Here is a 26,073-nt window from a genome sequence, read left to right on the forward strand (position 1 = left end):
CACCGTCAGATTAGAAAGTGAATTCACCACCCATGAACCAGCCGTCGATTGACTGATCGATATTGTCGAAATCGACTTTGGCTTCACGCCAGCCGGCGCGCAGCTTGATCGGCATGGAGGAGAACTTGTATGCGCCACCCAGACGGTAGTCATAGTTGTCTGCATCGTGAGTGCGCAGGTCGCCGAAGAAGGAGATACCGGTGCCCGGGATCTTCACTTCGCTGCCGGCATAGGCCATCAGGGTATCTTCTTTATAGCCCTGGCGGCCCCAGTAAACCTGCTCGCCATCGTAGTGACGACCGGTCATACCCAGATCGATCTTGAACAGATCGTTGTTGAACAGACGGTAGTAGAGGCTCAGATCGTAGGCGGTCAGGTCATTTTTGAACGCACCGCCGGAGGTGCTGAAATCGGAGACTTCAAACTTGGCGTTCGGCAGGAAGATGATGCCGTGTTCCAGTTGCAGATAGCCGTTCCAGTTGTAGCTGTCGTCATAGCTGCCATCGGCACTGGTGCCGTAAGCCTGACCACTGCCCTTGGCTGCCCATACGTCAGCACCGGCGGCGAAACGCCAGTCGTCAGCGGCCATGGCACTCTGGCTGCACAGAGCCAACACAAAACCGGCAATCAGTGTCTTCTTCATCACTTCACTTCCTCTTGCATACATGGAAAGGGCACTATTTTACTCGGCACAGCCAAAATACCCAGCGGGAATGCTGAACAAGCGACGACAAATGTCAGTGCTTCATATGATCCATCTCTGCCATCGGCTCAATCGGCTTCACCGGCAGCGACAGATCCAGCTTCTGACCATCGTCCATGGTGAGGGTAAGCGGAACAGGAGTCTGCTCGGAGAGCGTGCCCACCCCGAACAGCATGATGTGCAGGCTGCCCGGTTTCAGCACCGCCTCGCCCTTGGCCGGGATCTCGATGCTCTCGACCTGACGCATCTTCATCACACCATTTTCGTGCAGGTGAGTGTGCAGCTCGGCACGCCCGGCCGCAGCAGAAGCTGCCGCCACCAGCTTGACCGGCTGGTCGGCGTCATTCTTGAGCACCATAAAGGCGGCGGTGTTGGGGGAACCCGGCGGCAACAGGCGCACATAGCCATCGACGGCCTCGACCTTGGCCAGTGCCGGCGCCGTCATACCCAGAACCAGCAGAGAATAAAACGCACGTTTAAACATGGTTGAAATCCTTTTATGATGTTGTTAAACGGCCCAGAGGTTACCGCAACGGCAACCTTTTTTGCACCTTTCAATAACAAGGATTTAGACATGGCCCCCATTCTCATTGCTGAGCAGCAGGATGGCTTGCTCACCCTGACCCTCAACCGCCCCGACAAGCGCAACGCCCTCAATACCGAGTTGTATCAACAACTGGTCGCGGCGCTGCGAGAGGCGGCGGCCGATGAGGAGGTGCACGTCCTGATGTTACAGGGGCAGCAAGATTGCTTTACCGCGGGCAATGATCTGGCCGACTTTATGGGCAAGAGCGCGCTGGAGCCCGACGACCCCATCCTGCAGTTCCTCCACACCCTGGCCGATTTCCCCAAACCCGTGATCGCCGCGGTCGGCGGCCCGGCGGTAGGGATTGGCACCACCATCCTGCTGCACTGCGATCTGGTCTATCTGGCGGATAACGCCCGCTTGCAGCTCCCCTTCGTCGAGCTGGGGCTGGTGCCGGAGTTTGCCTCCAGCCTGCTGCTGCCGCGTCTGGTGGGGCACCTCAAGGCGGCCGAGCTGTTGCTGCTGGCCGAAGCCATTGATGCCGAGGAGGCGCTGCGGCTCGGGCTGGCCAACAAGGTGGTGGCGGCCGATGGATTGCTCCCCTTTGCCCGCGAACAGGGGTTGAAGCTGGCAGCCAAACCGCCCAAAGCGCTGCAAAAGAGCAAGGCGCTGCTGAAACAGGAGCTCAAACAGGCGGTGCACTTTGTCATCGATCTGGAGGCGCGCGCCTTCGCGCAGGCACTGCAAGGGGAAGAGGCGCAGCAACGGATCGCCCAGAAACTCAAACGGCGGAGCTGAGCCGCCCCCAAATCCGCTCAGTTGAGGCGAAAACGGCCGATCAGCTCGCAGCCCTGCACCTTGTCCTGTAGCTGGATCAGCCGGGCAATTTCCGGATTGGGGTGACGCTTGAGAAAGGCGAGCAGGGCACCACGACAGCAACCCAGCTCGCTGATCAGTGCCTCGCACTCCCGGTTCGGGCATTGTGGTACCAGCGCCGTGACCAGCTCGGAGGCGAGCTTCAGGTAGCGCAGCTCATAAGTCGGCTCATCCATCGCCCGCCAGAAGTCGGCCAGCCGGTGACAGGTGGCGACCCGCATGGTGGCCAGTTCGGTCAACTCGACCTGGGTCATCTCGTAAACATCCCCCAGCGCCTGCTGATAAAAGCAGATCGCCGCCCCCAGCGAACCGGCCTGCCAGGCTCGCTCTGCCTCCAGCATGTATCGTTGCCAACTTTGCGGTGTCATCTCGCTCTCCCGAGTCCGTCATGGTGGGAGTGTCATCATGGCTAATTGAGAATAAATATCAACCAGAGGGTTAGTGCAGGATCTCTGCGCAACCTTGGCAAACCCGGCGCCCGACCTTATGATCGTGCTCCTCCCCCTTCTTTGGAGCACACCACAATGCGACCACGCCTCCCGCAGATGCTGGGCTGCTCCCTGCTCTGCGTGCCCCGCATGCTGGTCTGGATCTATTAGCTGCGCTCACGCGAACGCAACCCATCCGATCCATTCAGCAAAGGAGTACCAACATGAACACCTGCCAACACTGGTCACAGGTCGAATACCTGCACCTGACGGTGACCAACCCCAATATCTGCTTCAAGGGTCAGCACAGCTACTACTCGGGCGCCTGGGATGGCCCCTTCGAAGAGGTGGCGGTACGCTACCTCCATGGAGATCCCTTCAGCCGCAGCCCGGAAACCGGCTGGGAGCCGCTCTGGCATATCGACCGGCTCCATATCGGCGACTATGTGCAGATTGCCGCCGGGGTGAAGATCATCATGGGCGGCAACCACACCCACAACACGTCCTTCATCAGCACCTATCCGTTCTCTGATCTGGCGGCGCTCCAACGCAGCTACCGCCCCGCCGGCGATACCCGCATCGGCAACGATGTCTGGATCGGCATGGAGGCGATGATCATGCCCGGCGTCACCATCGGCGATGGCGCCATCATCGCCGCCAGCTCGCTGGTCAATCAGGATGTGCCGCCCTATGCCATGGTGGCGGGCACCCCGGCCAGGGTGGTGCGGATGCGCTTTGGCGAGGAGGAGATTGCCCGGCTGCAGGCCCTCGCCTGGTGGGATTGGCCGGATCAGCAGGTCAACGCCCTGTTGCCACTGATCCAGCAAGGTGAAGTTGCCCTGCTTGAACAGGCAGCCGCCCGCTGGGCTGAGTGCCATGAGTGACCACTGCTAACCAGTAGCTGACAGCATAAGGGCGACCCGTGGGTCGCCCTCTTTTAGCTCTGGCATGCTCTGGATGGCGTCATCGCCCATCCGCTCACTGCGCGCTTTTGGACTGGTTGAGACTGCACTGCTTGCCGGGATAACCGGGCAAGTCACTGGCATCGCTGCCGCAGGCGAGCCGTTTGGCCTGTTGCAGCCGGGCGGCCAGATTGGAGTTATCGACAGGCATCCACTGCATCTGCTTGCCGAGCCAGCTGGCCCAGGCAAATTCGACGAAATAGACCTGCTTGTCCTTGCGAAAATAGCCCGCATCCTGCAGCAGTCCGGCCAGGGTGCGATAGGGGTAATCAGGTAGCTGGTCGATGCGGGTCGGCAACTGCTCCGGGGTCAGCGGCTGCCCCTTCTCATCCTTGAGCCAGGCCCAGTGGTTGTTCTGCATCTGGCTCCAGAAGTTGGCCTTGTCCTGCAGACGACCAATCACCTTGACCCGCGCATCCTTGACGCCCTGCTGCCACAGCGCCTTGGTGAGATGGTGTCTGTCCACCAGCCAGTAGCGGCCATCCGGCGCAATCACTACAGGAATCTCTTTCTTTTTCATCAACTTGTCGAGCTGCTTTGCGCTCATGCCCGCCAATGTGGCCTGGGTCTCATCGACCTGGATCTGGCCAACGCCCCCCTGCGTCGGGTGCAAGGCATCGATGCCGATCTCGCACCAGTTGCCTACCGCCGTGTCGCTCTGGCACGGGGCCAACGCCCAGGCACCCTGGCTCAACACACAGGCCAGCAATAACCATGCTTTCATCGTTTGACACTCCTCACCACATTGAACTGCACAGACGCCGAAAACGCTCTGCTACCTCGATTGGGCGTGAGAGTCGAATGCTGGCGGTCAGACCAGCAAACGGGATATCATGATTTCCCATCTGTCGGCGATATTTTCTCGCCGAGTTTTCACCCCGCTTCACACTATTTGAAGGATCCGACCCATGAAAGGATGGACCCCCTTGCTGGCCCTGCTGGGCTGTGCTGCTGTCCAGGCTGCCGATATTCCCGCCGGAACACAACTCGCCGCCGAGCAGATTGTCGTTCGCCACCTCAAGGATGAACCTGCCAGCCTGAGCCCGCTCAAGCTGGTCGGCCTGCCGGAGTTGCAGGTACTGCGGGATCTGTTCGAGGGGCTGCTGACCCAGGGGCCGGATGGCAAACCGGTTGCCGGGGTGGCGGCCAGCTGGGAGAACAAGGGCAACAAGTTCTTTACCTTCCATCTGCGCCCGGATGCACGCTGGTCCAACGGCGATCCGGTCAAGGCCGGCGACTTCGTCTACGGCTGGCGCAAGCTGGTCGACCCGAAAGAGGCGGCCACCTTCGCCTGGTTTGCCCAGCTGGCCCGCTTCGACAAGGTGGATGAGATAGTCGCTGGCAAATTGCCTGCCAGCGAGCTGGGGGTCAAGGCCCTCGATGACCATACCCTGCAGGTGACCCTCTCCCAACCGGTGCCCTACTTCCTGAACCTGCTGAGCCACCCCAGCCTTTCGCCGCTCCATCAGGCCAGCATTGAGCAGTACGGCAACCAGTGGACCCAACCGGGCAAGCTGGTTGGTAACGGTGCCTTTGTGCTGAACAACCGGGTAGTCAACGAGAAGCTGGAGCTGACCCCCAACCCCCATTACTGGGATCGGGCCCATACCGTATTGACCAAGGTGATCTTCATGCCGATCAATCAGGAGAGCGCGGCCACCAACCGCTATCTGGCTGGCGATCTGCATATCACCGAGTCCTTCCCCAAGGAGCAGTACGACAAGCTGAAGCAGCAGATCCCGGATGAGGTCTACACCCCGGATCAGCTCGGCACCTACTACTACGCCTTCAATACCAAGCAGGCGCCGCTCGACGATGTGCGGGTGCGCAAGGCGCTCTCCTACACCATCGACCGCGCCCTGATCGCCGACAAGGTGCTCGGCACTGGCGAGAAACCGGCTTATCACTTCACCCCGGATGTGACCGCCAGCTTCACCCCGGCCACCAACCTGCTCTCCACCAGCAGCCAGCCGGCGCTGGACAGCAAGGCCAAGGCCCTGCTCAAGGAGGCCGGTTACGGCCCAGGCAAGCCGCTCAAGCTGACCCTGCTCTACAACACCGCGGAAATTCACAAGAAGATGGCACTGGCGATTGCCAGTATGTGGAAGCAGAAGCTGGGCGCCGAGGTCGAGCTGACCAATCAGGAGTGGAAAACCTATCTCGACAGCCGCCAGAGCGGTCAGTTTGAGGTAATCCGCTCCTCCTGGGTGGCCGACTACAACGACCCGTCAGCGTTCCTCGGCCTGTGGGGCTCCCGTCACAGCGGCAATATGGCGGGCTTCGCCAATGCCCGTTATGACCAGCTACTGGTAGAGGCGGCCAGCACTCAGGATATAGCCAGCCGCAGCAAGCTGTTTGGCGAGGCGGAGGCAATCCTGCTGGAGCAGGCCCCCATCGCCCCCATCTACCAGTACACCAATGCCCGCCTCATCAAGCCATGGCTCAAGGGCTACCCCATCAACAACCCGGAAGATGTGGCCTACAGCCGCCAGCTCTATCTCGTCAAACACCGAACTGGCCGTCAAGGCTGAAACCGAAGAGGGCCGCCTGCGGGCGGCCCTCTTATTGATACTGTTCATGCTCAAGTTTTAGGCATAAAATGCCGACCTTCTAGTGAACACCCCCTCTTATCATCGGTTGAACATGCGTTATCTGTTACTGCTCCCCCTGTTGTGGACCCTGCCTGTGCAGGCCAATAGCGAATCCCAATGCCAGCAAGAGTTTGTCGGCTGGATGCTGCACCAGCAGCAACAGTTCAGCGATCGCCAGTCTGACAAGATGGAGCGGCGCCGGGCCGAGCGAGCCATCGAGTTGGCCCGTCAGGAGTACGACAAGCAGGCCAGCTTCTGCAAGACCATGCAGCTGGTGCGCAGCTACAAAGATGGCGATCCACGCTTTAAACCGAGAACCGGCGAAATTCACGATTTCGCCCCAGCCAGCTGACCCTCACTTCATCAATTCATTGTGTTGATTAATTGACCCAAGCCAAGTTCGGGTCACTGAAGAGCCTTAGAATGATTAGCTGAAAATAAAAAGATATTTATCAGTTAGTTGGCTTTTTCAGGAACGACACATGACCACACGCCATCAGGAGGGGGAGATACACTTCCCCGACAACATCGCACTAATCTCGACCACGGATCCCGCCAGCCATATTACCTACGCCAACCAGCACTTCTGTGATGTGGCCGGGTATGGTGCTGCCGAGATGGAAGGGTTGCCCCACAATCTGGTGCGTCACCCCGACATGCCCAAGGCGGCCTTCGCCGACATGTGGCAGCGGCTGCGACAGGGCAAAAGCTGGATGGGGCTGGTCAAGAACCGCGCCAAAAGCGGTCAGTTCTATTGGGTAAACGCTTACGTCACCCCGATCCTCAATGCACAGAAGGAGATCGTCGAGTACCAGTCGGTACGCACCAAACCCGCTGCCAGCGATGTGGCCTGGGCCGAGCAGCTCTATGGCCTGCTGCGCAGCGGCAAGGCGCTTCCCTGGCTGAGCCGGCTTCACATTGAACCGGGCCAACTGACCCTCTGGCTCTCCATTGCTACATTGCTTACCACCCTTATTGCTTTTGCTACCGGCAACCTGTGCTGGCTGCTGCCCACCGCCCTGTTGCTGCTGGCACAGGCAACCCACGGCTGGCGCTTGCAGCAGCGGCTGGCTCATCTGCTCACCCTTGCCGATCAAGACAAGGGAACCCGCCTCTGTCAGGTGCTCTACACCCGGCGGCGCGACACCCTGGCGGCCGTTGAACTGGCCTTGCGGATGAAGCAGGCCGAGCTCAAGGCCGTGGTCGGGCGCAGCGCCGACACCAACCAGCAGATCCTGCAGGCAGCCGAAGATGACCGAGGCAATATCCAGACCATCGATACTCATCTGCAGCAGCAGCGCGCCCACAGCGAGCAGCTGGCGACCGCCATCACCGAGCTGAGCCACTCCATTCGCGATGTAGCACACAGCGCCCATGAGGCGAGCAATCTGGTCACCGAGGTGCAACAGGTCTCCGCCGAGGGGCTGCAAGCACTGGCGACTACCCAATCCTCCGTCAACCAACTCCATCAGGAGCTGGATGCCAACCACGCCGTGTTGGCCCAGCTCACCAGCGACAGCCAGAAGATCAGCGGCATTCTGGAGGTGATCAGCCAAATCGCCGACCAGACCAACCTGCTCGCCCTCAATGCGGCCATCGAGGCCGCCCGGGCGGGCGAACAGGGACGCGGTTTTGCGGTGGTGGCGGATGAAGTGAGGGCGCTGGCCCAGAAGACCCGCGCCTCGACCAGCGAGATCCACGAGATGATCCAGGCGCTGCAACAGACCACCCGACAGCTGTCGGACGGGATGACGCAAGGGGCACAGACCTCGGTGCGCTGCCAGCAGCACGCAGGCACCACCGCCGACGTGCTCACCCAGATCAACCGGATGCTGGGACAGGTGACCCGCACCAGCGACGAGATCGCCCAGGCGGTGAGTCAGCAGGCCGACGTCACGGCGACACTCGACGAAGGGGTACACCAGATCCACCAGCTGGCCAGCCACACCGCCGACAACAGCAGGCAAGCCCTCGATGGCATCACCCTGCTGGTGGAACGGCTGCAGGATCTCTCGCGGCTGATCAACCAGTTCAGATATTGAAGCGACAGCGATAAAAAAAGCGCGTCGATTGACGCGCTTTTTGTGGTTCTTGCTGCTGACAGCGGCTTATTCGGCCGTCTCGCTGCTGGCAAACTCCGGCACCTTGGCCATGGCATCCAGCACCACCTGAATACCTGCGCCCGGTTTGCAGGCGTTCTCGCTCAGGTGGCGGCGCCAGGCGCGGGCCCCCTGCATGTTCTGGAACAGCCCCAAAATGTGGCGGGTCATGTGGGAGAGGTAGTTGCCCTTGGCCAGCTCCTGCTCGATATAGGGCAGCATCATCCGCACCACCTCGTGACGACTCGGCACAGCTCCGTTCTGGCCGAACACCAGGTTGTCTACCTGCGCCAGAATGTAGGGATTCTGATAGGCTTCGCGCCCCATCATGACGCCATCGACGTGTTGCAGGTGCTCGAGAGTCTGCTCCATGGAAGTAACACCACCGTTGAGGGCGATGGTCAGCTCCGGGTAATCCTGCTTGACCCGATAGACGCGGGGATAATCGAGCGGCGGGATCTCACGGTTCTCCTTGGGACTCAGGCCGCTCAGCCACGCCTTGCGGGCATGGACGATAAAGGTGTCGCAACCGGCATCGCGCACCTGTTCGATGAATGCCTGCAGAAATTCGTAGGAGTCCTGATCGTCGATACCGATACGGGTCTTCACCGTCACCGGAATATCGACCACATCGCGCATCGCCTTGACGCAGTCCGCCACCAGCGCCGGTTCCCCCATCAGGCAGGCACCAAAGCGACCGTTTTGCACCCGATCGGAGGGGCAGCCGACGTTGATGTTCACCTCGTCATAGCCGCGCTCCTCGGCCAGCTTGGCACAGCGCGCCAGATCGACCGGATTGCTGCCACCCAGCTGCAGGGAGATGGGGTGCTCCTGCTCGCTGTAACCCAGATAATCCCCCTTGCCGTGAATGATGGCGCCGGTGGTCACCATTTCGGTATAGAGCAAGGTCTGGCGGCTCATCAGTCGATGAAAGTAACGGCAATGCCGATCGGTCCAGTCCAGCATGGGGGCGATGGAAAAACGCTGCGCCTGCATAAAAATCATCCGGGTTGGCTAAAGAAAGGGGCGGATTTTATCACAACGTGAAGCAGCCCCAGAAAATGAATTTTGTCGCCGCGCCATGCGAGGCCCTGTGATAGTATCCGGTTAATAGAAAGGGTATCTGCGCGATCATGAATCAAGACCAACTTTTACAACGAGCCGAGCGACTCTGTATACAGCGAGGGATCCGCTTCACCCCGACCCGGCGTCAGGTATTTCGCCTGCTGGCGGCACACGGCAACGCCATCAGCGCCTATGATTTGTTAGCCCAGCTGCAACAAACCGAAGCCAATGCCAAGCCGCCAACCGTCTATCGGGCACTCGATTTTTTGCTCGAACAGGGCTTTGCTCACAAGGTGGAATCGCTCAACGCATTTATCTTCTGCTGCCACTTCGATCATGCTCACCCGATGCAGCTACTGATCTGCGACGAGTGCGGCGATGTGGTCGAGCTGCACGATACGGCCATAGATAGCGCGTTTTCCGAGCAAGCCCACTTGCATGGTTTTACGATTACCAATAAGACAATCGAGGCACATGGTCAATGTGCTCGCTGTACGCCCACTGTAGGAAGTCATCATGAAGGCTGATTTTGTAAATCCGTTCCTGCTATCCCTGCTCAATGTGCTCTCCACCATGGCACAGCTGGAACTCAAACCGGGCAAACCGAAACGCAAGATGGATGAGCTGGCGCGCGGCGACGTCTCCGGCCTGATCGGCATGGTCGGCCCGCAGACCCGTGGTTCTCTCTCCATCAGCTTCGAGAAGGGGCTGGCGCTGGAGATCATGCGCCGCATGCTGGGGGAAGCCCCCGCCAACATCAACGAAGAGGTGACCGACATGGTCGGTGAAATCACCAACATGGTAACCGGTGGCGCCAAGCGGATGCTGGGTGAGAAGGGTTACGAGTTTGATATGGCCACCCCCATCATCGTTTCCGGAGCCAACCACACCATCACTCACCGGGCCGATGGCACCAAGATCATGATGCCGTTCGAATCAGATTACGGCCGCGCCACCATCGAAATCTGCTTCGAGTAACCCTATGTGGAAAGCATTGAAATGGATTTTCATCTGCTGGGCCCTGTTGTTGATCCTGTCGGATATCCAGATCAGCACCTCCCTCTACAAATACGAGGATAACCGGGTGCTCATCAACTTCCCCCGCTGGGAAGCCAAGCAGCCTTGGGGCACCTTCGAGTGGCATGCCGGACGGGTGCAAACCCACTGGTACGGTCTGGACGGCAAACCCAAGCCGACAGGCCCGCAAATCTGACTTGTTAACGGATCCAGCAGAAACAGAAGAGGCCAGCAGATGCTGGCCTCTTTGCTATCTCTGACCGTGGATCAGGCCGCTTCGGCAGCCAGCTTCCCGCTTGACCGCACCAAGATGCCAAGGCCACAGGTCAGCAGGGTCGGCAACAACCAGGCGAGCCCCTTGTCGAACAGCGGCAGGAAGGCGAACACATCCATCTGCATACCGGCAGCGCCCAGTCCGTCCAGGCAGCCGAACAGGAAGGCCACCAGCAGCACGGCACGAAACACCAGACGTGGCCGACCGAAGCTACCCTGAGCAAAAGTCACCAGCACCAGCGCGATGGCAACCGGATAGATGGCCACCAGTACCGGAATAGAGAGCCTGATCAGCTCGCTCAACCCCACATTGGCCACCAGGACGCACAAGCAGCCCATCAGCAGCACCCACTTGCGGTATGTCCAGCCAGCCAGACTGTGGAAGAAGTCGGCACTAGCGCAAAGCAGACCGACCGCACTGGTAAAGCAGGCCAGGGTGATGATGGCGGCCAGGATGAACTGCCCCGGCTGACCAAACAGGCTCAGGACGTAGGCATTGACGATGGCGCCGCCATTGCTGGTATCGCTCGCCACTCCGGCTGCGCTATTGCCAAGGTAGAACAGGGAGATGTAGACCGCCGAGAGTCCGGCCGCAGAGATCAGGCCTGCGATGGTCAGGTATTTGAACTGGCTCGGGTAGTCTTCAATACCCTTGCGCCGCAGCAAACCGATGATAAGCGCACCGAACATCAGGGAGGCCAGGGTATCCATGGTGTTGTACCCCTCCAGCATCCCCTTGATGAGCGGGGCCTCGACATAGTCGCCGCTGGCATAGGGCATAGTGCCCTGTGGCGCCATAAAGACCCCGACCGCCAGAATAAGCAGCATCACCATCAGGGCCGGTGTCAGGTATTTGCCCACCGCATCCAACAGTCGACCCCGATTCAGCGAGACCAGGATCACCAGTGCAAAGAAGAGCAGGCTGTAAAGCAGCAGTCCGTATTGGCCGGCCTCGCCAAGCCAGGGCTTGAGCCCCATCTCGTAGGCGACCAATCCTGTGCGCGGTGTGGCAAAAGCCGGTCCCATAATGATGTAGATGGCGATGGCCAGCGCTGTGGCGGCCCAGCCCGGTAGATAGCGGGTCATCCCGGTCCAGCCACCCGCGCCGCCACCCGAACTCCCCTTAGCCACCGCAATCAGGGTGATCAGCGGCAAGCCCACCGCCGTCAGCAAAAAGCCGCTCATGGCAGCCAGCAGATGCTCACCGGCCATGAAACCGGCCAGCGGCGGAAAAATGATATTGCCTGCCCCCAGATAGAAGGCAAACGTCATAAACCCCAATCCGAATACATCGGACAACTTCAATGATTCCGTCAAACCCAACCTCATCTGCCTTATCAGCTTGTTATTGATTGCACCCACTGCCTGGCAGATAACCGGTAACAATACCTCTTGCTTCTTTCTCGTCCTGAGACAGGATAAGAATCACTCACTCAGCATAAAGAAAATGAATAAAAGCTCAATCTCAAATTAATATATTGAAACAATTTAACTATGCAGAGTTAATCACCAATAAATTTGGAAATCTCAAAAGGATACAAAACAGAGGTTGCACCAAGAGGGGAGGACGGGTGGCAAAGGAGTGGAACTGACGAACGTCGCCGACAGCGATCATCACGACACTGCGGCACAGACTGCAGAAAGATGAAAAACAAAAGAGCCTGCACGGGGCAGGCTCTTGGCAACATCACATCGGGCGTGATCAGGCGGCTTCGGCGGCCAGCTCGGTCGGACGCACCACCATGCCCACTACGCAGGCCAGCAGGGTCGGCATCAGCCAGGCGAGGCCCTTGTCGAACAGCGGCAGGAAGGCGAACGCATCCATCTTCATGCCGGCAGCACCCAGACCATCCAGGCAACCGAACAGGAAGGCAACCACCAGCACAGCACGGAACACCAGACGGGGACGACCGAAGTAACCCTTCAGGAAGGTGACCAGCACCAGCGCCACGGCAACCGGATAGATGGCAACCAGCACCGGAATGGAGAGGCTGATCAACTGGCTCAGGCCCACGTTGGCCACCACGGCGCAGACAACGCCCAGCAATACCACCAGCTTCTTGTAGCTCATGCCGGTGAGATTGTGGAAGAAGTCTGAACAGGCGGAGATCAGACCCACGGCAGTGGTGAAGCACGCCAGGGTGATGATGGCGGCCAGGATCAGTTGACCGGGCTGACCAAACAGACTCAACACGTAGGCGTTGACGATGGCGCCACCGTTGCTGACATCCGTCGCCACACCGGCCGCGGTGTTACCCAGACGGAACAGGGAAACATAGACCACGCACAGACCAATGGCGGAGATGAGGCCGGCAATGGCCAGATACTTGAACTGGCTCTTGTAGTCGTTGATGCCCTTCTGGCGCAGCAGGTCGACGATCAGGGCGCCAAACATCAGGGACGCCAGGGTGTCCATGGTGTTGTAGCCTTCCAGGATCCCTTTCACGAAGGGGCTGTTCTGATAGTCACCGGACGCATCAGGCATGGTGCCTTGCGGCGCTACGAATACCCCGACCGCCAGGGTCAGCAGCAGCAGCATCAGTACCGGTGTCAGGTATTTGCCGATGGCATCCATCAGCTTGCCCTGGTTCATGGAAACCAGCATGGCCACGCCGAAGAAGATCACGGTATAGGCCGCCAGACCCACCTGACCCATGTCACCGATGAACGGCTTGAGACCCATCTCGTAGGCCACCAGACCGGTACGGGGAGCAGCAAAGGCCGGGCCGATGATGATATAGATGGCCACGGCCAGCGCGGTCGCGACACCGGCAGGCAGCAGCTTGGTCATGCCCGCCCAGCCGTTACCGGCTTTCGCCACGGCCAGAATGGTCACCAGGGGCAGGCCCACGGCAGTCACCAGGAAGCCGAACATCGCCAGGGAGAGGTGCTCACCGGCCATGTAACCGGCCAACGGCGGGAAAATGATATTACCGGCGCCCAGGTAGAAGGCGAAGGTCATAAACCCTAATCCGAGTACATCGGACAATGTGAGTGATTTCGTCAAGTTCAACCTCGTCTGTCTTGTAAATTATTGCTTGTTATAGTTTTTATCGGTCGCTGACCGGGTGTGTTCAGGGGGGATAAAAAAAGAGCCCCGCGTGTTTTTTCATCACAACCAGTGGTTTTAGCTGGTCTGGAGCGGGCGCTCGATCTGGAACCAGCATAATGGCGTGAAAAAATAGTTCAAGACGAAATTTACATCTTCAAATAGAAGGGGCTGGTCAGTTGGATATATCTGTCGGAATAGGCTCCATCAGCAGAATGGATCACAATCTCCCCCCTCTCACACCTGTTTAATCCTCTGCCAAGTAGCAATAAAACACGATTTGCCTCTTTACCCTCCCTGGTGATAACAGCTGTATAACAAATCCCATGCAGATCATAATGCGCCGAGATGCATAAAATTTCATCGGCCATCGCCGTCGGCAGTACCAGCGCCACCTGACCGTTCTGGCTCAGCAAACGATTGCAGGCTGCCAGTAATCCGTGACTATCGAGGGCGCCGGTATGACGGGCCAACGCCCGCGCCGGATCGCTAAATGACTGGCCTGCCACGAAATAGGGGGGGTTGGAGACGACAAGATCGTAAGGGGCAGCCTGATAATCCTGAATGGCACTCTCTATGATGGTCACCCGATCGGCCCAGGGAGAGGCCGCCGCATTCTCCCGCGCCTGGCTGGCCGCATTAATATCCAGCTCGACCGCATCGAGACGGCAGTCAGATCTGCTGCGCTGGGCCAGCATCAGGGCGATCAGGCCGCTGCCGGTGCCGATATCGAGCACCCGGTGCGCCCGTTCGACCGGTGCCCAGGCACCGAGCAGAATGCCATCGGTGCCTACCTTCATGGCGCAGCGATCGTGATTGATATGGAACTGTTTGAAGGTAAATCCGCGACTACGCCCCATATGGCCCCCGTCATCTGAAAAAATGGTGGGCGATTATAGCGGCTAAGACACACTCACCAATAGGAGCCGACGAGATAATCGCCTATAATCTGCCGTTTCCTTAATGACCGAGTATTGCCATGAGCCAGTCCTTTGATGATTTCGACCTGCACCCCGCCCTCAACCGGGCCTTGGCCGAGATGGGATTCACCCGCCCCACCACCATCCAGCAGATGGTGCTGGAGCCAGCCCTGGACGGCCGCGATATTCTGGCATCCGCTCCAACCGGTACCGGCAAAACAGCCTCCTTCCTGCTGCCGGCACTCCAGCACCTGCTGGACTTCCCGCGCCGCAAGCCAGGCCCCTGCCGCATGCTGATCCTGACCCCGACCCGCGAGCTGGCGCTGCAGGTGACCGCCCACGCCAAGGCGCTGGCGGTGCACACCAACCTCAGCATCGAGACCATCATCGGCGGCGTCAGTCATGAAGAGCAGTTGCCTGCCCTGACCAAGACCACCGACATCGTGGTCGCCACCCCGGGTCGTCTGCTCGAGTACATCGAGAAAGAGGAGTTCGAGAGCCACGACATCGAGGTGCTGGTGCTGGATGAAGCGGACCGCATGCTGGACATGGGCTTTATCAAGGATGTGAACCGCATCGTGGCCGAAGCGCGCTATCGCAAGCACACCATGCTGTTCTCCGCCACGCTTGAAGGAGCTGGCCTTGAGAAGTTCGCCAACGAGATCCTCAACGATCCGGTCGAACTGCACGCCGAGCCGCCCCGCAGCGAACGTCGCCCGATCACCCAGTGGGTGCATCTGGCCGATGATGCCGCCCACAAGCTGGCGCTGCTGATCCATATCCTGAAAGATCCGGAAACCCAGAAAGCCATCGTCTTCGTCAAGACCCGCGAGCGTCTGGCGGAGCTCTCCGGCCAGCTGCAGGCTGCGGGCATCCCGTGCGCCTGGATCCGTGGCGAGATGGAGCAGAGCAAGCGCGTCGAGTCGATCCGCAAGTTCCACGCAGGGGAAGTACCCTTCCTGATCGCGACCGACGTTGCCGCCCGTGGCATTGACCTGCCCAACGTCAGCCATGTCATCAACTATGACATGCCCTACGGTACCGACGTTTACGTCCACCGTATCGGCCGTACCGGTCGCGCTGGCAACCGTGGCTGCGCCATCAGCCTGGTCGAAGCACACGACATGGCGATGGTTGCCAAGATCGAACGCTACACCGAGGAGCGCCTCAAGCGCCGGGTCATCGACGAGCTGCGTCCGAAACACAAGGAAGCGCGGGTACCGGTGAAGAAGAAAAAGCCGGTCGACAAGAAAAAGTCCGCCAAGAAGAAAAAGAAGAAGTAATCGCCAAGCGCGAAAGAGAAGGGCCATCCCACGGGATGGCCCTTCTGCATGCTGCATCACCTTGCCTGACGGTCAGGCCACGGCTCTGCGCATCCCAATATGGGGGATATCATCTTCGAGATAGCCTTCCCCTTCAGCCACAAAGCCGTGCTGACCGTAAAATCCCTGCAGATGGGCCTGCGCGCCGAGCCAGATGCTGTGAGTCGGCCAGCGGGCCTCGCAGGCTGTCACCGCCTCGCCAATCAGCTGGTGACCGAGGCCACCGCCACGCGCTTTGGGCGAGGTGACCACCCGGCCGATGGCGGCACCGCTCTCATCACCAATACCGGGCGCCATGATCCGCGCGTAAGCAGCAAGCTGTTCGCCCTGATAACCGAGTAGGTGCCAGACCCCCTCGCGGCGATCCAGCCCATCCAGATCCTGGAAGGGGCAGGTCTGCTCCACCACGAACACCTCGGCCCGCAATGCCAACAACTCGTACAACTCGTCAGTGGTCAATTCAGACCAGGGTTTCAGGATCCAGTTCATCGGCGACTCCTTATCAATTCGGCCTGCCAGCATAATCGTGACGCCAGCGCCCTGCATTAACCTTTGTTAAGTTCTTTCAGTCGTTTGCGAATACGGCTCAGGCTGCAGATGCAGCGTAATGCGCGGGTAGATCGGGTATAGGGAGCAACACCAACCCCTTTGCACAAAATCGGGCGCTAATAGAGAGGAAGTCAGCCCTCGCCAAGTGCTTTCAACCGCTTGCGAATGCGGCTCAGGCTGATGGGGGTAATGCCGAGATAGGCGGCGATCTGGTGGTCGGGCACTCTGGCATCGAGCGCGGGGAAGCATTGCAGAAAGTGCTGATAGCGGGCCTGCGGACTCCCGGTCAGCAGCAACAGCTCCTTCTCCTCCTTGATGCGCAGCTGTACCTCCAGCAGGTGCCGGTACCAGACAGGCCAACAGCAGAGCTGGCGCAGGTCGGCCAGCTGGAACAACTGCAAACGGCAGGGTTCCAGCGCCTCCACGCTGTAGCGGGCAGGCTCACCACTGAGCAGGTGGTGGAAATCGAGAAACTCGTCCCCCTCCCAGTAGAACTCCTTGATGTACTCGCGGCCATCCGCCAGCACCACTTTGGCCCGCAGCAGCCCCTGCTCCACCCTGACCAGCAGATCAGGGCTATCGCCAGCGTGCCAGAGGCAAGATCTGGGGGCGAGCGTCAGCGGCCGGGCAAAAGAGAGGAGGCGCGCGGCCTCCTCTTTATTTGCGACCTGCGCCCAACTGAAGGGGGGTCTGTCGGTCATCACGGCATTAACTGCGGCGCTGACGCACGGCTTCGAACAGGCAGACGCCGGTCGCTACCGAGACGTTGAGGCTGGATACCGCCCCCGCCATCGGGATACTCACCAACTCGTCGCAATGTTCACGGGTCAGACGGCGCATCCCCTTGCCCTCGGCGCCCATCACCAGCGCCATCGGGCCGGTCAGCTTGGCTTGATAGACATCGTGATCCGCCTCACCGGCAGTGCCGACGATCCAGACGCCGCGATCCTTCAACTCCCGCAGACTACGAGCCAGATTGGTGACCTGGATCAGCGGCACCACTTCGGCGGCGCCACAGGCGACCTTGCGTACCACCGAGGTCAGGCCGGTGGCCTTGTCCCGCGGCACGATCACCGCATGGACCCCGGCCGCATCGGCGCTGCGCAGGCAGGCACCGAGGTTGTGCGGATCAGTCACGCCGTCCAGCACCAGCAGGAAAGGCTGAGTCTGTTGTTCGGCCAGACTGTCCAGCAAACTGGCCAGATCGTGCTCGGCCAGCTTGGGCGCTTCGATCACCTTGGCCATGATGCCCTGGTGATTGTTGCCCTCGGCTTTATCATCAAGTGTCTTGCGGTTCACGCTCTGCACCTTGAGACCGAGGGATTCAAGCTCGGTCAACAGGGGTTGCAGCCGGTCGTCATCGCGCCCCTTGAGGGCCCACACTTCGATGAAACGCTCCGGGGTGCGCTCAAGCAGCGCGGATACAGCGTGAATGCCGTAGATCAGTTCAGTACTCATTTAGTGCTCTTGGCCTTATCGCGAGCGTTTTTGCTCGGTCGTCTGTTGCTGGGCTTGGCGCGGCCACCCTTGTCGGATTTGCCGTGATCCTTGCCCTCTTTGCGTTTTTCGTGGCGCTGGGCGCTCTTGGCCTTCTCTTTCTTGATTTCGGCCTGCTTGCGCGCCATCTCTTTGGCATTCTTGCCGGTGGCCTGGAGCGGCTCTTCCACCATCACGAAGTCGATCTTGCGATCGTCCAGGTTCACGCCCATCACCTTGACCCGCACCTTGTCACCCAGACGGTAGCGACGGCGGAAGTTCTCGCCGATCAGCTGCATGTGCAGGGGATCAAACTGGTAGTAGTCGTTGGTGAGGGTGCTGACGTGGACCAGACCATCGATGTGGATCTCCGCCAGACGGACGAAGAAACCAAAACCGGTGACGCTGGCGATCACGCCATCGAACTCATCACCCACGTGATCCAGCATGTACTCGCACTTGAGCCAGTCGGCCACGTCGCGAGTCGCATCATCGGCACGGCGCTCGGTCATGGAACAGTGCTCGCCCATCGGGTCCACTTCTTCCAGCTGGTAGTGATAACCACCGCTCGGAGTCCACTTGTGGCGCAGGTTGCCCTGTTGCTCTTTTGCGGTCTGGTACTTGATGGCACGGTGCAGGATCAGGTCGGGATAGCGACGGATTGGCGAAGTGAAGTGCGCATAGGACTTCAACGCCAGACCGAAGTGACCGATGTTGTCAGCCTGATAGACCGCCTGACGCATGGAGCGCAGCAGCATGGTGGAGAGCAGCTCGGCATCCGGGCGCCCTTCAAACTTGGCAGCCAGCTCGGCAAAGTCTTTCGGTTCGGGTTCGAGACCGCCTTTGAGCTCCAGACCCAGTTCGGCCAGAAAATCACGGAAACCGGTCAGACGCTCTTCACCCGGACGGTCGTGCACCCGGAACAGGGCAAAGGCTTCGTTCTTCTCGATGTAACGGGCCGCGGCCACGTTCGCCTGGATCATGCACTCTTCGATGATCTTGTGGGCGTCGTTGCGCACCAGTGGCACGATCTGGTCGATCTTGCGCTGGGCGTTGAAGATGAAACGGGTCTCGTCGCTCTCGAACTCCACCGCACCACGCTGGTGACGGGCGTGCTTGAGCGCCTTGTAGAGGTTGTTGAGCTCTTCGATGTGGCCCACCAGCGGGTCATATTGCTGACGCAGCTTGGGATCACCATCCAGAATGGCCGCGACCTTGCTGTAGGTCATACGGGCGTGGGAGTTCATTACCGCTTCGTAGAACTTGTAACCGGACATGCGACCGGCGGCGGAGATGGTCATCTCGCACACCATGCAGAGACGGTCAACCTGCGGATTCAGGGAGCACAAACCGTTGGAGAGCACCTCCGGCAGCATGGGCACCACGAACTCGGGGAAATAGACCGAGTTGCCGCGCTGATAGGCTTCGGCATCCAGCGCAGTGCCGGGCTTCACGTAGGCGGATACATCCGCAATGGCAACCCACAGGCGCCAGCCGCCACCACGCTTGGCTTCACAGAAGACGGCGTCATCGAAGTCACGGGCATCTTCCCCGTCAATGGTGACCAGCGGCAGGGCGCGCAGGTCGATACGACCCTCTTTGGCCTTTTCCGGTACCTGTTCGCCGAGACCGGCAACCTCTTTGGTCACCTCCTCTGGCCAGGTATGCGGGATACCGTGGGTACGCAGGGCAATTTCGATCTCCATGCCCGGGGCCATGTTCTCGCCCAGCACGTCCAGTACGGTACCGACCGCGTTAATGCGGGAGTTGGCGCGCTGGTTGATGCGCACCACCACGACCTGGCTCTGGCGAGCCCCCTTGTTTTCGCCTTCCGGGATGATGATGTCCTGACCGATGCGGCTGTCATCCGGCACCACGAAACCGACGCCGTTCTCGACGAAGTAACGGCCGACGATGTCTGCCTCACGGGGCTTGAGCAGGCGCACCAGACGCGCTTCCTGACGACCCTTGCGGTCAATCTCGGTCGGCTGCACCAGCGCATAGTCACCGTGCATCAGGCGCTGCATCTCGCGGTTGTTCAGATACAGATCCGGTCCACCACCTTCCGGGCGCAGAAAACCGAAACCATCTTTATGGCCGAGTACATACCCTTTGACCAGATTCAGACGATCCGGCAAGGCGTAACATTGGTTGCGAGTGAATACCAGCTGCCCATCGCGCTCCATGGCGCGCAGACGACGGCGCAAAGCTTCCAACGGCTCTTCGTCAGTCAGCTTGAGTGCCTTGGCCAGCTCTTCGCGGGACATCGGCTTTTCGTGACCCTTGATGAGTTCGAGGATCAGCTCGCGACTGGCGATGGGGTTTTCGTATTTTTCGGCCTCGCGTTGGAGGAAAGGATCTTTTTGAGACATAAGCAGGCCTTAGGGTAGGTAATAACCCAGCCATTATATCGAAGGGGGGGGCGAATGGCATCCATCGGCTGCCTTTTGGCCAATCTCTCTGTCATACTATCTTCAGTTCGCTGGCATGATGAGACACGGAACTCATGAGTAAGGACACGTTTGCCCAATCCGCCGCCTATCTCAAGCAGGCGGTACCCTTGATGATCAAGTACCAAATTCCCACGACGCCGGACAATTACCACCTGTGGTACAGCTATGTCTCGGCCAGCATGCCCGAGCTCAACCAGGCGATCGATCAGGCCGTCAAGCTGCAGGGAACCTGCTCGCTCACCACCTGCGAACGGCTCTATCACCAGTATCTGGCCGCTCAGGATGAGAAGCAGATGGAGGCAATGAAACTAAGCCTTGCCGCCATGGCCAACGAGCTCGGTCACTCCATGCAGGACGCCATCTCCGATACCGGCATGTTTCAGGAGATGCTCGACAAGAGTTTTGACAAGCTCAGCCGCATCGATGACGAGGGCTTCAGTCTGGAAGACACCATGGGGATCCTGCGGGAACTGGTGCGCGAATCGCGGGACGTGCGGATGTCCACCATGCACTTTCGCAATCAAATCAGCAATGCAGAGAAAGAGATCAAGGAGCTGCGGGCGGCGCTCAACGAGACCCGCAAGCTGGCCAACGAAGATGCCCTCACCAACCTGCTCAATCGTCGCGCCTTCGATCTGGAGCTGGAAGGACTGATCCGCAGCCAGCATCCCTTCTCACTGATCCTGACCGATATCGATCGCTTCAAGAACTTCAACGACGAATATGGCCATCTGCTCGGCGATCAGGTACTGCGTGCCTTCAGCAAACGGCTGCGTGACGCCTGTCAGGAGGGGGTAACCGCTTATCGGATCGGCGGAGAAGAGTTCGCCCTGCTGGTTCCCCATCGCGCTCTGGCACTGGCCAGACAGATGGCGGAAAGCATGCGCCGGGCCATCGAACGGATGTCGATTCTGGATCGCAAGTCGGGTCGTCGTATCGACCACATCACCGCCTCGTTTGGCGTGGGTGAGTTCAACGGTCAGGAGAGCGCGGACTGTCTGGTCGAACGTACCGACAAGCTGCTCTACAAGGCCAAGGAACTCGGCCGCAACCGGGTGATGCCGCTGCCGTCCTGATACTGCAACCCTCATAACGCCTTGCGCCGCGAAATGAAAAAGCCAGTCAGATCAACTGACTGGCTTTTTGGTCTCTCTTGCTCCGACAGGGGCTGTTCATTCCAGCCCCAGTGGAGATCAGGTCAGTGTGAAGGATTACTCCTGCACCTCGCTGACACCTTCGACTTTCACATCAACGCGACGATCCGGTGCCAGGCAGACGATCAGCTCACGCTTGGACTTGCTGACACAGCTGTCGCCGGTAACCGGTGAGGATTTACCACGCCCTTCCACATTGATCTTGGCGGCCGGGATCCCTTTACCAACCAGATAGTTGGCGACGGTCTGGGCACGTTGCTCGGAAAGCTTCTGGTTGTAGGCATCGGAACCGATACGGTCGGTGTGACCAATCACGGTTGCTACGCCATCCTTGGGTCGCGCCTCTTCGATCTGGGTATAGAGGCTATCCAGCGCCTGACTGGCCTCTGGCTTGAGAGTCGCCTTGTTGAAGTCAAACAGCACGTCGGAACTCAGGGTGAACTGCTTCTCAACCATCACAGGCGCGGGAGCAGGTACCGGAGCCGGGGCTGGCGCCACAGGAGCAACCTGACCAAAGCGATAAACCGCCGCCAGCGACAGCAGACCGTTATCCATTCTCACGCCGGTGTCATCACGGTCGCCATACGGTGTGGTGTACTGGTACTCCAGGCGAGCAGCCCAGTCGAGGTTGAATGCATACTCGGCACCCAGTGCACCCACAAAGTTGAACCGGCCGTCCCCCCCGTTTAGGTCACTGTTCGCTGCTGCATAACCGCCGCCGATACGTCCATACAGGTCAAGGCTATCAGTCACAGGGAAGCCCAGCTTCAAAGACAAATGGATTAGCTGAGCCTGAACTTCATCTTGAAACGCAGCGCCCGTGGCGGAGCGGGCATCATATTTGTATTTACCCAGATAATCGTATCCATATTCGATACCTAGGTTCTTGTTGGCTTGATAGCCAACAAATACACCCGCCCCGAGAGCATCATTGGTCTCATTACCGAGGGTGAAATTGTTGCTTTCATCAATGCTATAGAAATTGGACCAACCCAGTTTGGCACCGCCATACCAGGTGTTGTCCTGACCGGCAGCCTGGGCATTGGCCGCCAGCAAGCCGGTAACCAGCAAGGTAATCAATGTTTTTTTCATGTCTGAGCCTCTGCAACTTTATGTAGGAGGAGGTTGACTGATATCACCTCGTCTTATAGGTGCAACCACCCAAAAGCGATCGCAGCATATCAACGTTAGCCTATTTTCAAGTCACTGATATCAATTAACAAAAAACACTGTAACGCAAGTGTGTTACAAAAACAGCAACAAATGTTTGTTATTTGAACTAAGTGTGACGCAAAAAGACGTATTGATCAGGGCTCGGGGGAGAACAGGGGCCAGCAGAATACTGGCCCGGTGAGGAATCAGTGACGAACAAACTCGTAGTTCCGGTCAATAAAATCAGCCACGCGCTGACTCAGTGCCGTGTGCACGGTTTTGGTCGGATGTACCTGATCCCAGAACATATGCTCATCGCAGTTGAGGACTGCGGCACTACGTTTTGCCTGCGGGCTCACCACCGCCTGCGCCAGGATCGGGTTACCGGCGATCGCCACCCTCTCGGACAGACTCAAAGCCGGAGCCGGGGCAACCTCGGCGGCGCTACCGGAGAAGGGCTTCCACATGTAGCCACCGTCATAACAGGCGTGCTCGGTGTCGCTCAGGCCAAACAGCTGGGGATCGCGCACCATTTCGTCAAACTGCTTGTCCACTTCGAACAGCTTCACGATGCCGAGGGGGGCCAGCTCGCGGGTGAGGTTCTGCAGCCGCTGGTTGTGGTAGCTGGCCACATGGCGCACCTTCTCCACCACCTTCATGCTGCGGGCCGACGGGGTCTGCCCCAGATCCGGTATGTTGAACAGCAGGATCTGCTGCGCGCCGTTGAGCACCAACCGGTTGGATGCCAGCCGGATGGTATCGATCACCCGATCCGCATCCCGCTCGGTGTTCCAGCCATAGGCCAGATAGTCATTGGCACCGACCCAGATCACCACCAGGTCATCGGGGTGGAACTTGTCCTTTTTCAGGAACTGATCGATCTCGTAGTCGAGGTTATTGATCACCTGATACTTGGGATCCCATGCCCACTTGTTAAACCAGCCCAGCTTGTTGTAGGCCACCGCCGTCGCGCCGCCTTCCGCCTCGTTGGCCACGACCAGACCGGGGAAATGCTGGTCACGCAACTGCTCCAGCCACACCGGGCCGTTGCTGAAACGCCCGTTGAAGTAGGGTGGGCTGGAGGGGAGATACCCCCGCATCTTTTTGTACATCTTGCCGGTGTCGGAGAGGCTGTCACCAAACATCACAACCCGGGAAAAATGTTGGCGTCCCTCTGCCGCTTGCGCGGTCAATGCCATTAACCCCAATAAACAAACAAGCCATTTTTTCATATTGTTATGCTCTTCGATTAAGCAGGTGAGACCTGCGGACTTCTCCTCGAGTGGCGACAGGCATGGGAAGAGTCTGCTGCCACTGACTTCTGGTGAAGGCGACAGATTACAGTTCCAGATGAAATCACACATGTTCCGCCACCGATGAAATCGCTTGCGCTCACAAAACAGACAATCACACCAGCCTATTTCTTTCACGCTTGTTTCACGCCCCCCCCGGCACAATGCCCTCATACCAACGACAGGAGTATGAAATGAACAAGGCAAGCGCAAGCGTAATCGGACTGTTGACCCTGATGTCTGTCTCCTCTTTTGCCATGGCGGCCTATACCGGCCCGCAAGAGCAGAACAAGGTTTCCGTTGCTCAACTGAAAGATCTGGCCGATGACAGCTGGGCCACGCTGGAAGGGAAACTGGTCAAGCACCTGGGCGGCGAGAACTATCTGTTCCGCGATGCCAGCGGTGAAGTGGAGGTCGAAGTGGATCAGGATGTGTGGCGTGGCACCGAAGTAGGCCCGGATGATCAGATCCGCATCCGTGGTGAAGTGGACCACAGCTGGAACAAGACCGAAGTGGAAGTGAAAACCCTGGAGAAAGTGGGCGCGGCCCCGCAGACCAAGGGCGGCTTTATCGCCAAATAAGGCCACTTCAACGACGAACTGGCCAGACGTTAAAAGGGCGCTTGATATCAAGCGCCCTTTTGCATGTTTAACCCAGCGTCACCGCTTAACCGGCCCGACTTGCAAAGGCTCTCTTGAACCCCTTCTCGGCCTGATTGACCTTGTAGAGGTAACGGCGCGCCTCCTCTTTGGGATGTTGCTCGGTCAACACCTGATAGACCGCCTCGGGGGAGAGCCGGTTGATCCGGCCCGGCGCCGCCTTGCGATCGCTGGAGAAGGTATTGAGTACCCCGCCCGCGCCACCGTTATAGGCAGAGATCACCGCATAGCGACGGGAGCGCGGGTCCTCGATATCCGCCAGATAGACGGTCTGCAACAGGTGCAGATAGGCGGTACCGACATCAATGTTGTAGGCCGGATTGAACAGCTCCTCCCGGGTTGGCTGGCCGTTCTTGCCCTTGACCCGAACATAGACGTCACGACCGGCGGTAGCCGGGATCACCTGCATCAGGCCATAAGCGTTGGCATGGCTCACCGCATAGGGGTTGAAGCTGCTCTCGGTCTTGATCACCGCATAGATCAGGCTCTCCGGCACGCCGTATTTGCGCGACGCTTCCCGGATGATCCCCGCATACTTGTAGCCCCGTCGATCTTCATGGTTGGCCACCATGGGTATATCGACGAAGAAGATGGTGCGAATACCCAGAGTGCGCTTCTTCATCGCCGTGTTGAGCAGGTAATCGGCATAACGCTCGGCGCGCCAGGAGGCGCGGATTGGCTGGCGCTGATTGTCCAGCACCTGACCGTAGAGGAAGGGCTCGCCGCCGGTCAGAATTTCCCGGTCGGAGTAAAGATCCACTTCGGCCGGATCGTCCGGCGTCAGCAGGGTCTCGATGATGGCGCGACGCAGGTGAGCGCGGGGATCGATGCCCGAGACAGTCTCCACCATGATGTGACCGCTGGAGAAGTCGATGTGGGCCCGGCTCTTGTACTGATCCGTGTATTTGACGTAGTCAAACTTGCCCGCAAACAGCGCCTCCCGCCCCCATATCTCGTTCACGTTATGGGAGAGCGCGCTGATCATGTGTTCAAAACCGCGGATGTCCTTGCCGTTGACCAGATCGTCATCCTCACTCCCGCTGGGCTTGGGGGAGGATGAGCAGGCAGAGAGAAACAGCAGGGTGCACAGCAGCCAAAAAATTCGGCCCATAGGATCCTCAAACCGGGCAGCAGAGCTGCCCATCATTCATTTGCTGCGACTTCAGGAGCGGTCACGCCAGTGTGGCGCCATTCCCGCACCTGTTCACACGTACAACAGCCGGAGAGCTTACTGGGCAGGCGGGGTGTAACCTTCGATCTGCACTTCACCTGCATCAAACAGGTAGCTGACCATCTCTTTTTCCAGCAGTTGGCGATGCTCAAGATTCATCATGTTGAGCTTTTTCTCGTTGATCAGCATCACCTGTTTCTTCTGCCACTCGGCCCAGGCTTCCTTGCTGATGTTGTCAAAAATCCGCTTGCCGAGCTCGCCGGGATAGAGTTGGAAATCCAGACCTGGGCCCTCTTTTTTCAGGCGTTGGCAAAATACAGTACGGCTCATGTTGAC

27 protein-coding genes are annotated in these 26,073 nt (G+C 58.9%); 11 read left to right on the plus strand and 16 right to left on the minus strand.

Annotation, left to right across the window (positions count from 1 at the left end; all coding sequences use genetic code 11):
* Positions 1-10 precede the first annotated feature (10 nt).
* Both BN1115_RS05595 and BN1115_RS05600 read right to left on the minus strand, forming a co-directional pair.
* Entirely contained in the window at positions 11-643 is a 633-nt protein-coding gene (locus BN1115_RS05595; RefSeq protein WP_042656399.1) for a TIGR04219 family outer membrane beta-barrel protein, read from the minus strand.
* Positions 644-737: 94 nt separating this feature from the next.
* Positions 738-1,187 carry a copper chaperone PCu(A)C gene (locus BN1115_RS05600; RefSeq protein ID WP_042656400.1) on the minus strand — a complete coding sequence of 150 codons (450 nt, stop codon included), beginning with the start codon at positions 1,185-1,187 and terminating at the stop codon, positions 738-740.
* Between the two features lie 90 nt (positions 1,188-1,277).
* On the opposite strand from BN1115_RS05600, the gene BN1115_RS05605 reads away from it, so the two are divergent.
* Complete coding sequence (locus tag BN1115_RS05605; protein WP_042656401.1) at positions 1,278-2,027, plus strand: enoyl-CoA hydratase-related protein; 750 nt, start codon at positions 1,278-1,280, stop codon at positions 2,025-2,027.
* A gap of 17 nt (positions 2,028-2,044) precedes the next feature.
* On the opposite strand, the gene BN1115_RS05610 is transcribed toward BN1115_RS05605, so the two are convergent.
* On the minus strand, positions 2,045-2,473 hold the full coding sequence (locus tag BN1115_RS05610) for a DUF2753 family protein (RefSeq protein WP_005335785.1): 429 nt from the start codon (positions 2,471-2,473) through the stop codon (positions 2,045-2,047).
* A gap of 284 nt (positions 2,474-2,757) precedes the next feature.
* On the opposite strand from BN1115_RS05610, the gene BN1115_RS05615 reads away from it, so the two are divergent.
* Positions 2,758-3,417: a CatB-related O-acetyltransferase gene (locus BN1115_RS05615; protein WP_042656402.1), complete on the plus strand. Its 660-nt coding sequence runs from the start codon at positions 2,758-2,760 to the stop codon at positions 3,415-3,417.
* 94 nt (positions 3,418-3,511) lie between these two features.
* On the opposite strand, the gene BN1115_RS05620 is transcribed toward BN1115_RS05615, so the two are convergent.
* Positions 3,512-4,219 (minus strand): ParB-like protein, encoded by a 708-nt coding sequence (locus BN1115_RS05620; protein WP_042656403.1) that lies wholly within the window; start codon positions 4,217-4,219, stop codon positions 3,512-3,514.
* Between the two features lie 184 nt (positions 4,220-4,403).
* Between BN1115_RS05620 and BN1115_RS05625 the strand changes: the two genes are divergently transcribed.
* The 3 genes from BN1115_RS05625 (at position 4,404) to BN1115_RS05635 (ending at position 8,128) form a co-directional block, all read left to right on the plus strand.
* Positions 4,404-6,026 carry a peptide ABC transporter substrate-binding protein gene (locus BN1115_RS05625; protein ID WP_042656404.1) on the plus strand — a complete coding sequence of 541 codons (1,623 nt, stop codon included), beginning with the start codon at positions 4,404-4,406 and terminating at the stop codon, positions 6,024-6,026.
* Between the two features lie 112 nt (positions 6,027-6,138).
* Positions 6,139-6,438, plus strand: coding sequence for a hypothetical protein (locus BN1115_RS05630; RefSeq protein WP_042656405.1), 300 nt, complete (start codon positions 6,139-6,141; stop codon positions 6,436-6,438).
* Between the two features lie 130 nt (positions 6,439-6,568).
* A complete protein-coding gene (locus tag BN1115_RS05635; protein WP_042656406.1) occupies positions 6,569-8,128 on the plus strand; it encodes a methyl-accepting chemotaxis protein in 1,560 nt (519 codons plus the stop codon).
* Between the two features lie 66 nt (positions 8,129-8,194).
* Here the strand turns inward: BN1115_RS05635 and dusA are convergent, their stop codons facing one another.
* The gene (gene dusA, locus BN1115_RS05640; RefSeq protein ID WP_042656407.1) at positions 8,195-9,181 is read right to left on the minus strand and encodes a tRNA dihydrouridine(20/20a) synthase DusA; all 987 of its coding nucleotides are present in this window, start codon (positions 9,179-9,181) and stop codon (positions 8,195-8,197) included.
* Positions 9,182-9,318: 137 nt separating this feature from the next.
* Between dusA and zur the strand changes: the two genes are divergently transcribed.
* From zur to BN1115_RS05655, 3 genes are read left to right on the plus strand one after another with little or no spacing between them, the layout of a single operon-like run.
* The gene (zur, locus tag BN1115_RS05645; RefSeq protein WP_005335805.1) at positions 9,319-9,777 is read left to right on the plus strand and encodes a zinc uptake transcriptional repressor Zur; all 459 of its coding nucleotides are present in this window, start codon (positions 9,319-9,321) and stop codon (positions 9,775-9,777) included.
* Positions 9,767-10,228, plus strand: a complete 462-nt coding sequence (locus BN1115_RS05650; RefSeq protein WP_042656408.1) for a chemotaxis protein CheX — start codon at positions 9,767-9,769, stop codon at positions 10,226-10,228. Before zur ends, BN1115_RS05650 begins: the two co-directional genes overlap by 11 nt.
* 4 nt (positions 10,229-10,232) lie before the next feature.
* Positions 10,233-10,463, plus strand: a complete 231-nt coding sequence (locus BN1115_RS05655; protein ID WP_042656409.1) for a hypothetical protein — start codon at positions 10,233-10,235, stop codon at positions 10,461-10,463.
* A gap of 71 nt (positions 10,464-10,534) precedes the next feature.
* On the opposite strand, the gene brnQ (BN1115_RS05660) is transcribed toward BN1115_RS05655, so the two are convergent.
* From brnQ (BN1115_RS05660) to BN1115_RS05670, 3 genes are all read right to left on the minus strand, one after another.
* Entirely contained in the window at positions 10,535-11,812 is a 1,278-nt protein-coding gene (gene brnQ / locus BN1115_RS05660) for a branched-chain amino acid transport system II carrier protein (protein WP_042656410.1), read from the minus strand.
* Between the two features lie 430 nt (positions 11,813-12,242).
* A complete protein-coding gene (gene brnQ / locus BN1115_RS05665; protein ID WP_082034802.1) occupies positions 12,243-13,547 on the minus strand; it encodes a branched-chain amino acid transport system II carrier protein in 1,305 nt (434 codons plus the stop codon).
* Between the two features lie 191 nt (positions 13,548-13,738).
* On the minus strand, positions 13,739-14,449 hold the full coding sequence (locus tag BN1115_RS05670) for a tRNA1(Val) (adenine(37)-N6)-methyltransferase (protein WP_042656412.1): 711 nt from the start codon (positions 14,447-14,449) through the stop codon (positions 13,739-13,741).
* Positions 14,450-14,568: 119 nt separating this feature from the next.
* Here BN1115_RS05670 and srmB point away from each other — a divergent pair, with 119 nt between their 5' ends.
* Positions 14,569-15,792, plus strand: coding sequence for an ATP-dependent RNA helicase SrmB (gene srmB, locus BN1115_RS05675; RefSeq protein WP_042656413.1), 1,224 nt, complete (start codon positions 14,569-14,571; stop codon positions 15,790-15,792).
* A 72-nt stretch (positions 15,793-15,864) separates the two neighbouring features.
* Here the strand turns inward: srmB and BN1115_RS05680 are convergent, their stop codons facing one another.
* From BN1115_RS05680 to rnr, 4 genes are all read right to left on the minus strand, one after another.
* Positions 15,865-16,320, minus strand: a complete 456-nt coding sequence (locus BN1115_RS05680; RefSeq protein ID WP_042656414.1) for a GNAT family N-acetyltransferase — start codon at positions 16,318-16,320, stop codon at positions 15,865-15,867.
* A 191-nt stretch (positions 16,321-16,511) separates the two neighbouring features.
* Positions 16,512-17,081, minus strand: a complete 570-nt coding sequence (locus BN1115_RS05685; RefSeq protein WP_042656415.1) for a Crp/Fnr family transcriptional regulator — start codon at positions 17,079-17,081, stop codon at positions 16,512-16,514.
* A 7-nt stretch (positions 17,082-17,088) separates the two neighbouring features.
* Positions 17,089-17,838 carry a 23S rRNA (guanosine(2251)-2'-O)-methyltransferase RlmB gene (rlmB, locus tag BN1115_RS05690; protein WP_042062953.1) on the minus strand — a complete coding sequence of 250 codons (750 nt, stop codon included), beginning with the start codon at positions 17,836-17,838 and terminating at the stop codon, positions 17,089-17,091.
* The gene (gene rnr, locus BN1115_RS05695) at positions 17,835-20,228 is read right to left on the minus strand and encodes a ribonuclease R (protein WP_042656416.1); all 2,394 of its coding nucleotides are present in this window, start codon (positions 20,226-20,228) and stop codon (positions 17,835-17,837) included. The genes rlmB and rnr overlap by 4 nt, the downstream gene beginning before the upstream one ends.
* Before the next feature lie 134 nt (positions 20,229-20,362).
* On the opposite strand from rnr, the gene BN1115_RS05700 reads away from it, so the two are divergent.
* The gene (locus tag BN1115_RS05700) at positions 20,363-21,385 is read left to right on the plus strand and encodes a GGDEF domain-containing protein (RefSeq protein WP_042656417.1); all 1,023 of its coding nucleotides are present in this window, start codon (positions 20,363-20,365) and stop codon (positions 21,383-21,385) included.
* Positions 21,386-21,520: 135 nt separating this feature from the next.
* Here the strand turns inward: BN1115_RS05700 and ompA are convergent, their stop codons facing one another.
* Together ompA and BN1115_RS05710 are read right to left on the minus strand one after the other, a co-directional pair.
* On the minus strand, positions 21,521-22,555 hold the full coding sequence (gene ompA, locus BN1115_RS05705) for a porin OmpA (protein WP_042656418.1): 1,035 nt from the start codon (positions 22,553-22,555) through the stop codon (positions 21,521-21,523).
* Between the two features lie 266 nt (positions 22,556-22,821).
* Positions 22,822-23,847, minus strand: coding sequence for an SGNH/GDSL hydrolase family protein (locus BN1115_RS05710; RefSeq protein ID WP_042656419.1), 1,026 nt, complete (start codon positions 23,845-23,847; stop codon positions 22,822-22,824).
* 254 nt (positions 23,848-24,101) lie between these two features.
* Between BN1115_RS05710 and BN1115_RS05715 the strand changes: the two genes are divergently transcribed.
* On the plus strand, positions 24,102-24,488 hold the full coding sequence (locus BN1115_RS05715; RefSeq protein WP_005335826.1) for a YgiW/YdeI family stress tolerance OB fold protein: 387 nt from the start codon (positions 24,102-24,104) through the stop codon (positions 24,486-24,488).
* Positions 24,489-24,573: 85 nt separating this feature from the next.
* On the opposite strand, the gene mltC is transcribed toward BN1115_RS05715, so the two are convergent.
* Positions 24,574-25,677, minus strand: coding sequence for a membrane-bound lytic murein transglycosylase MltC (gene mltC, locus BN1115_RS05720; RefSeq protein WP_042052484.1), 1,104 nt, complete (start codon positions 25,675-25,677; stop codon positions 24,574-24,576).
* 117 nt (positions 25,678-25,794) lie between these two features.
* The gene (locus tag BN1115_RS05725; RefSeq protein WP_005335828.1) at positions 25,795-26,067 is read right to left on the minus strand and encodes an oxidative damage protection protein; all 273 of its coding nucleotides are present in this window, start codon (positions 26,065-26,067) and stop codon (positions 25,795-25,797) included.
* Positions 26,068-26,073: the final 6 nt, after the last annotated feature.

This window comes from Aeromonas allosaccharophila (genome assembly GCF_000819685.1).
Lineage (GTDB): Bacteria > Pseudomonadota > Gammaproteobacteria > Enterobacterales > Aeromonadaceae > Aeromonas > Aeromonas allosaccharophila.

Excerpts from the sequence above, each read along its gene's own strand:
- BN1115_RS05655 (WP_042656409.1), top strand. The coding sequence starts at position 10,233 with ATGTGGAAAGCATTGAAATGGATTTTCATCTGCTGGGCCCTGTTGTTG.
- BN1115_RS05700 (WP_042656417.1), top strand. The coding sequence starts at position 20,363 with ATGAGTAAGGACACGTTTGCCCAATCCGCCGCCTATCTCAAGCAGGCG.
- BN1115_RS05725 (WP_005335828.1), bottom strand. The coding sequence starts at position 26,067 with ATGAGCCGTACTGTATTTTGCCAACGCCTGAAAAAAGAGGGCCCAGGT.
- BN1115_RS05685 (WP_042656415.1), bottom strand. The coding sequence starts at position 17,081 with ATGACCGACAGACCCCCCTTCAGTTGGGCGCAGGTCGCAAATAAAGAG.
- BN1115_RS05600 (WP_042656400.1), bottom strand. The coding sequence starts at position 1,187 with ATGTTTAAACGTGCGTTTTATTCTCTGCTGGTTCTGGGTATGACGGCG.
- BN1115_RS05710 (WP_042656419.1), bottom strand. The coding sequence starts at position 23,847 with ATGAAAAAATGGCTTGTTTGTTTATTGGGGTTAATGGCATTGACCGCG.
- zur (WP_005335805.1), top strand. The coding sequence starts at position 9,319 with ATGAATCAAGACCAACTTTTACAACGAGCCGAGCGACTCTGTATACAG.
- BN1115_RS05595 (WP_042656399.1), bottom strand. The coding sequence starts at position 643 with ATGAAGAAGACACTGATTGCCGGTTTTGTGTTGGCTCTGTGCAGCCAG.
- srmB (WP_042656413.1), top strand. The coding sequence starts at position 14,569 with ATGAGCCAGTCCTTTGATGATTTCGACCTGCACCCCGCCCTCAACCGG.
- BN1115_RS05625 (WP_042656404.1), top strand. The coding sequence starts at position 4,404 with ATGAAAGGATGGACCCCCTTGCTGGCCCTGCTGGGCTGTGCTGCTGTC.
- BN1115_RS05630 (WP_042656405.1), top strand. The coding sequence starts at position 6,139 with ATGCGTTATCTGTTACTGCTCCCCCTGTTGTGGACCCTGCCTGTGCAG.
- BN1115_RS05715 (WP_005335826.1), top strand. The coding sequence starts at position 24,102 with ATGAACAAGGCAAGCGCAAGCGTAATCGGACTGTTGACCCTGATGTCT.
- rlmB (WP_042062953.1), bottom strand. The coding sequence starts at position 17,838 with ATGAGTACTGAACTGATCTACGGCATTCACGCTGTATCCGCGCTGCTT.
- rnr (WP_042656416.1), bottom strand. The coding sequence starts at position 20,228 with ATGTCTCAAAAAGATCCTTTCCTCCAACGCGAGGCCGAAAAATACGAA.
- brnQ (WP_042656410.1), bottom strand. The coding sequence starts at position 11,812 with ATGACGTTTGCCTTCTATCTGGGGGCAGGCAATATCATTTTTCCGCCG.
- dusA (WP_042656407.1), bottom strand. The coding sequence starts at position 9,181 with ATGCAGGCGCAGCGTTTTTCCATCGCCCCCATGCTGGACTGGACCGAT.
- BN1115_RS05650 (WP_042656408.1), top strand. The coding sequence starts at position 9,767 with ATGAAGGCTGATTTTGTAAATCCGTTCCTGCTATCCCTGCTCAATGTG.
- mltC (WP_042052484.1), bottom strand. The coding sequence starts at position 25,677 with ATGGGCCGAATTTTTTGGCTGCTGTGCACCCTGCTGTTTCTCTCTGCC.
- BN1115_RS05680 (WP_042656414.1), bottom strand. The coding sequence starts at position 16,320 with ATGAACTGGATCCTGAAACCCTGGTCTGAATTGACCACTGACGAGTTG.
- BN1115_RS05670 (WP_042656412.1), bottom strand. The coding sequence starts at position 14,449 with ATGGGGCGTAGTCGCGGATTTACCTTCAAACAGTTCCATATCAATCAC.
- BN1115_RS05610 (WP_005335785.1), bottom strand. The coding sequence starts at position 2,473 with ATGACACCGCAAAGTTGGCAACGATACATGCTGGAGGCAGAGCGAGCC.
- BN1115_RS05620 (WP_042656403.1), bottom strand. The coding sequence starts at position 4,219 with ATGAAAGCATGGTTATTGCTGGCCTGTGTGTTGAGCCAGGGTGCCTGG.
- BN1115_RS05605 (WP_042656401.1), top strand. The coding sequence starts at position 1,278 with ATGGCCCCCATTCTCATTGCTGAGCAGCAGGATGGCTTGCTCACCCTG.
- BN1115_RS05615 (WP_042656402.1), top strand. The coding sequence starts at position 2,758 with ATGAACACCTGCCAACACTGGTCACAGGTCGAATACCTGCACCTGACG.
- ompA (WP_042656418.1), bottom strand. The coding sequence starts at position 22,555 with ATGAAAAAAACATTGATTACCTTGCTGGTTACCGGCTTGCTGGCGGCC.
- BN1115_RS05635 (WP_042656406.1), top strand. The coding sequence starts at position 6,569 with ATGACCACACGCCATCAGGAGGGGGAGATACACTTCCCCGACAACATC.